This is a genomic window from Ruegeria sp. AD9 (genome assembly GCF_056542305.1).
In genome coordinates, this window is record NZ_JBQFZP010000041.1 from 1 (window position 1) to 6,327 (window position 6,327).

Annotated in this window: 7 protein-coding genes; 3 read left to right on the forward strand and 4 right to left on the reverse strand. The window is 56.6% G+C overall.

Going from position 1 to position 6,327, the window contains the following annotated elements:
• Positions 1–269, forward strand: a 269-nt coding sequence (locus tag ACR0AM_RS21295; RefSeq protein WP_480623964.1) for a hypothetical protein, incomplete at its 5' end; no start/stop codon positions are given.
• Between the two features lie 473 nt (positions 270–742).
• Here the strand turns inward: ACR0AM_RS21295 and ACR0AM_RS21300 are convergent.
• Genes ACR0AM_RS21300 through ACR0AM_RS21315 form a run of 4 tightly spaced genes read right to left on the reverse strand, consistent with a single transcriptional unit; the run spans position 743 to position 3,486 of the window.
• The gene (locus ACR0AM_RS21300) at positions 743–1,114 is read right to left on the reverse strand and encodes a hypothetical protein (RefSeq protein ID WP_480623965.1); all 372 of its coding nucleotides are present in this window, start codon (positions 1,112–1,114) and stop codon (positions 743–745) included.
• Between the two features lie 48 nt (positions 1,115–1,162).
• Positions 1,163–1,381 (reverse strand): glycine zipper 2TM domain-containing protein, encoded by a 219-nt coding sequence (locus tag ACR0AM_RS21305; RefSeq protein WP_480477721.1) that lies wholly within the window; start codon positions 1,379–1,381, stop codon positions 1,163–1,165.
• A gap of 20 nt (positions 1,382–1,401) precedes the next feature.
• Positions 1,402–2,406 carry a DUF1214 domain-containing protein gene (locus tag ACR0AM_RS21310; RefSeq protein ID WP_480496621.1) on the reverse strand — a complete coding sequence of 335 codons (1,005 nt, stop codon included), beginning with the start codon at positions 2,404–2,406 and terminating at the stop codon, positions 1,402–1,404.
• Positions 2,407–2,421: 15 nt separating this feature from the next.
• The gene (locus tag ACR0AM_RS21315; protein WP_480623966.1) at positions 2,422–3,486 is read right to left on the reverse strand and encodes a DUF1214 domain-containing protein; all 1,065 of its coding nucleotides are present in this window, start codon (positions 3,484–3,486) and stop codon (positions 2,422–2,424) included.
• A 150-nt stretch (positions 3,487–3,636) separates the two neighbouring features.
• Between ACR0AM_RS21315 and ACR0AM_RS21320 the strand changes: the two genes are divergently transcribed.
• Positions 3,637–4,662 carry a helix-turn-helix domain-containing protein gene (locus tag ACR0AM_RS21320; RefSeq protein ID WP_480623967.1) on the forward strand — a complete coding sequence of 342 codons (1,026 nt, stop codon included), beginning with the start codon at positions 3,637–3,639 and terminating at the stop codon, positions 4,660–4,662.
• Positions 4,663–4,926: 264 nt separating this feature from the next.
• Entirely contained in the window at positions 4,927–6,102 is a 1,176-nt protein-coding gene (locus tag ACR0AM_RS21325) for an alpha/beta hydrolase (RefSeq protein WP_480623968.1), read from the forward strand.
• The last annotated feature ends 225 nt before the right edge of the window (positions 6,103–6,327 follow it).

A 6,327-nucleotide genomic window follows, 5' to 3' on the forward strand; every position in this document is an offset into this window, starting at 1 on the left:
TGATCTTCGTTTTTGGGCGCCTTCATTTGCGAGGCGCTTTGGGTCATTTGCATCCGGTGCCCGGTGGTTCGAAAGATTTGGACCCTCAAGATGCGCTGTTCACATGCGAAGTGTCGGGGCGATACCTTTCCATATCAGGTTGCCAAAACCAGCCCGCACAGGAATTCCAGTTTAGCATTGCCGCCGCTTTGAAACCATCCTTGGACCGAAGTGAAACCTCTTTCCCAAGGATCGCGGTGAACAAACAAAACGGTCTAAATTCGTGTTAATTTGTGCTCCATTTAGGTCTTTGTCGTGAAAAATGTATCAAATTGATTAGCTGGTCAAGAAAAACCAACAAAAAGCCACACAATTGCGAGCTGCTTCTACTTTGGGACAAAGGTAATGCCCTGAATGAGTTTCACCCAATCGAAATCCCACTGAATCGCGCCATGTTTCCCAGAGGCTTCGACCCCTGAGTTGGGCGAGGCCAGGGTGAGAAAACAACAAGCAAGCTTTCTTCTGAAACACAGGATAGCGCGGTTGAAGCTGGACTGCCAAGAGCGTCACAGCTGCGTTACGAATCTCTTCACGGCTGGAGGCAATCGTGCTTTGTCACAAATGCCCTTCACCTTGATGTGCATCTCACCCATTGTACAGCGGGTTTGGCATGGTCCTTTGCGCCCGTGCACCATTTCATTTTGCAATAGACCTATCAAGAAGCCGGCCGCCGCAATCGGCGGCCGATTGTTAATGCAGCGGATTATTCGAACTCTTCAAAGGTTTCCCTCACAGCATCGTCCACTGCCCCGGCCAGCAACCTGCCACCATCGTTGTCGCAGGCGTCTTCAAGCTCTTCGACGAACTCGGTCTTGAGGTCGCCCAGATATTCTTCCGGGACGGTGGCCACGACATCGATCTGACGGTTGTAGAGCGACACCATCGCCATGAGACGCACGATCTGGCTTACCTGATCGGGGTCATCCTCGTGCTCTGCAAGAACACTGGCGCAGCTAAGATGCATGAACGGTGCAGCTGCGGCGATGATTTCGTCCATCTCCGCATCGGCAGAGGCAGTGCTCGCCAGCGCTGCAATGCACATCCCGAAAATAGCCGTAAGGGAAACTCGTTTCATGTGATCTACCTCATTTCTTCAACAGTGTGCGGCACGTGCAGCGTGGCCTTAGCGCTTTTTACGATAGCCTGCGATGGCACCGACGACGGCTCCGGCTTTTGCGCCGTCACTGCCGGATACGAGGTACCCCACCCCAGCCCCCACGACAGCACCGCCAACCGTGTTCTTCGTTCGTTGCGACTGGGCCTCGGCTGGCAGCGGCAAGGCCAGGATTGCGGCCATCAGCAGGGCGAGTGCGGTGGCCTGTGACTTTGTCGAAAACTGCATATCTCGGTCTCCTTATCGGTTCAGTTGATCCGTTCAGCCGATGGAAAGGTCCAGCTTCCATCCAGAATTTCGGCGCGCGGCTGGTACAGGCGGACGGTGTAATTCCAGTTTGGCGGGGTCGGGATACAGTTAATCCGGCCATCGTCACATGCACCGAAGTGGATAGTGTATGACCCGTCCTCGTTGGGCTTGGCAGAAACGTTGTTGTAACTGTTGCGGTCAAGCTCGTTCGGCTCAAGATAGCCGTCGGCATTGTAAACGGTGATCGACCAAAACGCGTCGACCGGGACGTCGTTGACCGTGATTGCATGGGGCGTCTCGCCATCATTTGCATCGACACTGGCGATCACGGCCGAGGCTGTGGTCGCCGGTTGCCCTGCCCAACCAGCGATGGCGCCGACTAGGTGATCGATCGGGTCGACCTCGTCCTTGCGGCCAAAGGCATTGGCCGCATCAAAGCCGACCGCGCTTGCCAGATCGTTCACCGCCTTGCGCGCCTCGGCCAGGCTTTCCATATCCCAGTCCGGCGCTTCGAACGGGCCGTTGCCACCGCCGCTGAGCTCGATCCCGTCCTGCGCCGCATGCGCTCTGGCCAGATCTTCGGCATCCGTGGCATCGGCGAATGTACGGAACAGGACAAAGGCAAAGCGCGTGCCGACATTGTCCTCGGTCAGGTCATAGGTGCCCGGCGTCGCCTCGACAAAGGCATAGTGATCCTGGCTGATAGCCAGCATCGACTGAAAACGGCCATCGCCGTCGGGCAAAGTGATCTGGACCGGCTGGGACAGGTCGAGGATCACGGCGGAATAAAGCGTGTCCTGATTTGCGCGGATGATCGGCTGCGGAGCATCCGCCGAAACCAGCGTACGCTCGTGAACGATTTCGCCCACGCCCACCCCATTGGCGGCAAGATTTGCCCGGATCATCGTGTCAGATTCCGCCCGCACAAGGTTGTGGATGCGCACCTCCTCTGACGCGGCAATCGAGGGCACACACAGCGCAAGGGCAAAAAGAAGACGTCGCATGAGAAATCCTTTCCGTTAATTCAAAAGGCGAACTGGGGGGAAGCTCCACGTCCCATCGAGAACCTCGGGCCCGGGCTGATACATCCGCACGGTATAGTTCCAGCCCTCCATGATCGGCAGGCAGTTGACCCGCCCATCCATACACCCGCTCAGGTGAATGGTCATTGATCCATCACCATTGCGCGCACCTGTCACTGAATTGACGTTATAGGCACCTTGCGCGTTGGGCTGGAAAAAGCCCCTGGCGTTATAAAGGCTGACAGACCAGAACGCCCCGACCGGCACCTCGGCGGGAACATCGATGCGATACTCGGCCACTGGCAGATTTGGTTCTACACTGACGTAATAGGCCTCATGCTCGGGCAACCCACCCCAACCGCCAGCGGTGCCGATCAGATGCCGGACCGCCTGAACCTGATCACGCGCGCCGAACATATGGGAACTGTCCGGCACATAGGGGCCGAGGGCCAGAATGCTCTGTAACAGCCCCTCAAAACTGGCTTCGTCATAATTGGGAAGGATGAACGGACGGGCCGACCCGGCCTCGACCAGCATCTGGTCCTGCAACGCGTTGACGGTGGCCACATCCGAAGGATCGGCGGCATCGACCAACACGCGCATGAAGACGACAACATAGGGCGTGCCAAAAGTCTCGACATCCAGCGCATAGGTGCCACCACCGTGAAACACCTCTTCGATGTAATGATCCTGATTGAGAACCATTGCGGTCATATAGCGGCCATCTGCATTTGGCAGCGTCAGGGTTGCGCCTTCGCTGATGTCGATAACAGCGGTGCTGTACAGCGTGTCGCGGTTCATCCGGATAGTTGGTTGATCATCCACCGGGGTCGGTTCGCGAAAGTGAAAGAACCTGTTCACTCCTCCGGCCAGTGACACATATTTGCCCAGCTCAAGATCAGTCGCGGCGCGGGTGAAATTGTCGATGGTAACCGGGATCTCGCGGCTGTCAGTTAAACTGTCGACGGTTGTGTCCATATCCTGCGCATACGCCGCCTGAGCCCAGATCGTGGCCAGCAACGTCAGCGACTGACTGAGAGAGAGGGGGAAAGACTTACTCACGAACATGTCCCTTAAGAAATCACAGGTTTCGTCGGTGATGACGGGTTGAGGGAACGGCGGTGTAACCCGTTGTCGCAGGGCGATTGTGCAGCGCCTTGACGGATTGTGTCACCGGACAATTCCCGACAAACTAACCCAATGCGTCGAAACATGGTTACAATTCGCGAGTTGGCCCATGTCGTGGAACTGCTTGAAGATTTCGCCGGAGCGAGCACCGTTGCGGACGCCCTTCAAGCGGTCGGCCTGGACCGTTCTGTTCTATCGCTGAAAGCGGGTTTTGCACCCTACGCATCAGAGGGCATTCTGGTTGAAACGGTGGCCCGTGCGATGGGCGACAGGCTTCTTGGTGCCCGGATTGGCCGCAAATTCGATTACGCGCGTTACGGCGCGTATTCAAATTTTGTGCTGAGCGCGCCTGATCTGGCTACCGCGCTGGCGCGCGGGGCACGGGCGTTCTTGCTGATACACCCAGGTTCAGAGATCGTATTTCGTCAGACCGAGACCCATGTCGTGGTCGGGCGCAGTGCAGTCGGGCTGACGGTCATGGGTCACAAACATCTGGACGAAGGCTCGGTGTTTGTCCTCGCTACCGTTATCCGCCACTTTCTGGGCGAAGGCTGGCACCCGGACTGGATTGAACTGCCACATGAGGCGCGAGTCGATGTCCCGCAGATCGAAGAGATGATTGGGGCCCCCGTGCGTCTTCGGGACAGCCCGCCCGGTATTGCCATCCGACTGGGCGATTTGCAAACGCGCAACCCTTCGCCCCGCAGTCTGGACGCGAACATTGATCTTGATGATCTGGCGGCGTTGATGGGCGTTAATCCTGTGCAGACCATTGGGGATGCAGTGGAACAGATATTGCAGATCACTGTCGCAAACGCGGATATGTCAGAGGATACCGTGGCAAGCCATCTTGCAATAGGGCCGCGAACCCTGCAGCGCGCGCTGCGTCAGGAAGGCACGTCCTTCAACGCCGTCCAAACCCGCTTTGCAAAAAGCAAGGCACAGCATTTGCTGACCCAGACCGACAGGTCTATTGACCAGATCGCCAGTACGCTTGGCTATAAAGATCCCCGCAGCTTCCGACGCGCCTTCAACCGCTGGACAGGCGTTTCGCCCTCTCTCTATCGAACCCAGCAACGCGCAGGATCTGACTCGGTTTTGGCAGACTAGACCCATCGAGGTCGTGCCCGGTGCGGGCGCCGGGCATCGAAACCGCACCCAATTTGCGGCTGATACTTATGGTCGCGCGTGGCAATAAACGATTGCCAATGTCGGACTATTTGCAAAAGAAATGTGTGAAATCTTGTGCCGCAAATTCACAAAGCGGCCGGAATATGACGGAGCGTTAAGGGTCTGATGCGTAGGTTTTGGTGGCTATTGATCTGTGTCGCCCTGACTGGGTGTGCAGCGAAAACCTACAATGAAATTGACATTATGCCTTCGCCAACGGTCTTTGCTGATGGCACGCTTGATCCATTCGAGGATGTGACCGAGGGCAATTTCGAGTCGCGGGCGCGACTGTTTTACGCAACAGACCGCCAGCCCGCAGGACTGGACGACCCACAGAAAAGCTACAATAACGCACGGGGGCAAGTGCTGCGGGCGGGTGTCGCGCAGGTTGCGTCGGACCCGCCGCTTGAAAGCTGGGAAAATGCACGGCGCATAACACTCGCCGCGGCGCGGGATCAGGACTATAGGCTGCGTGTGGTGGGCGTGGCCGAGACCGGCATCTTGCCGTTCAGCGCAATCAAATACATGGATACCCCACCCAGCCGTGTCGAAGTTGAAGCCGCCGGTCGCCGTTTTGCGTCACAAATTAATGCGCAGTTGGCGCAATCGGCCAACAAGGACATTTTCATCTACATCCACGGCTATAATGTGGACTTCGACTATTCCACCCTAGTCTCAAGCCAGTTGCGGCATTTTCTGGGCTATCAGGGCGCTTTCATCAGTTACAACTGGACAGCAACCCCAAATACGCTGGCCTATTTCCGTGATCAGGAATCGGCGCTGGCCTCGCGACGTTATCTGCGCGAGTTGATTGCCTTTCTCTCGACCCATACCAATGCCCGTCGCATCCACCTGATCGGCTACAGCGCCGGGACAAGGCTGGCCTTTGACGCCGCCTATCAAATCGCGTTGGGGGCCGAGGGAAACGCGCGGTTGGGCAAACTCATCCTGATCGGCAGCGATCTAGACCGTGCTTATTTCATTCATGCTATCGAGGACGGTCTACTCGATGCGGTTACGGACCTGACGATCTATCAGTCGCAAACGGATTCCGCCCTGGCGATGTCTAGGCTCGTCTTTGGCCGCAAGCGCGTCGGAGAGACCTCGCCCCCCGGCGAAGCAGTACCTGCGGTGCAAGCGGAATTGGCCCGGACCCCAAGGCTGCATGTCATCGACGTGACGGATGCCGAAGAGGCGGGCAATGGCAACGGACATTGGTATTTCCGGTCTTCACCATGGGCCAGCAGCGATCTTTTCCTATCATTGCTGACCAACAAAGACCCCGCCGCGCGCGGTCTGGTGCGCGCACCCGGAGAGATCATCTGGCGTTTTCCAGATGATTATCCGCAAAGGATCAGGGAACTGGGGCGTTTTTACTGAAGGAAAGGAACCGTTAGGTTTTCCCCGTCTGTTCGCTATTCTGGCTAGCTTCCCACACGAAGCTTCGTCTGATCATTCCGAATCTCATAAGTAAGTTTATCCATAGGTCAGGCTTATGACATTGAAGGTATAATCGATTTTTCTTGGCATATTAATCTGTCAAGATGCGAATGCTCAAATGTGAGTTTAACGCCGCGCAAGAATGGCGAACCTGTCAAACAACTC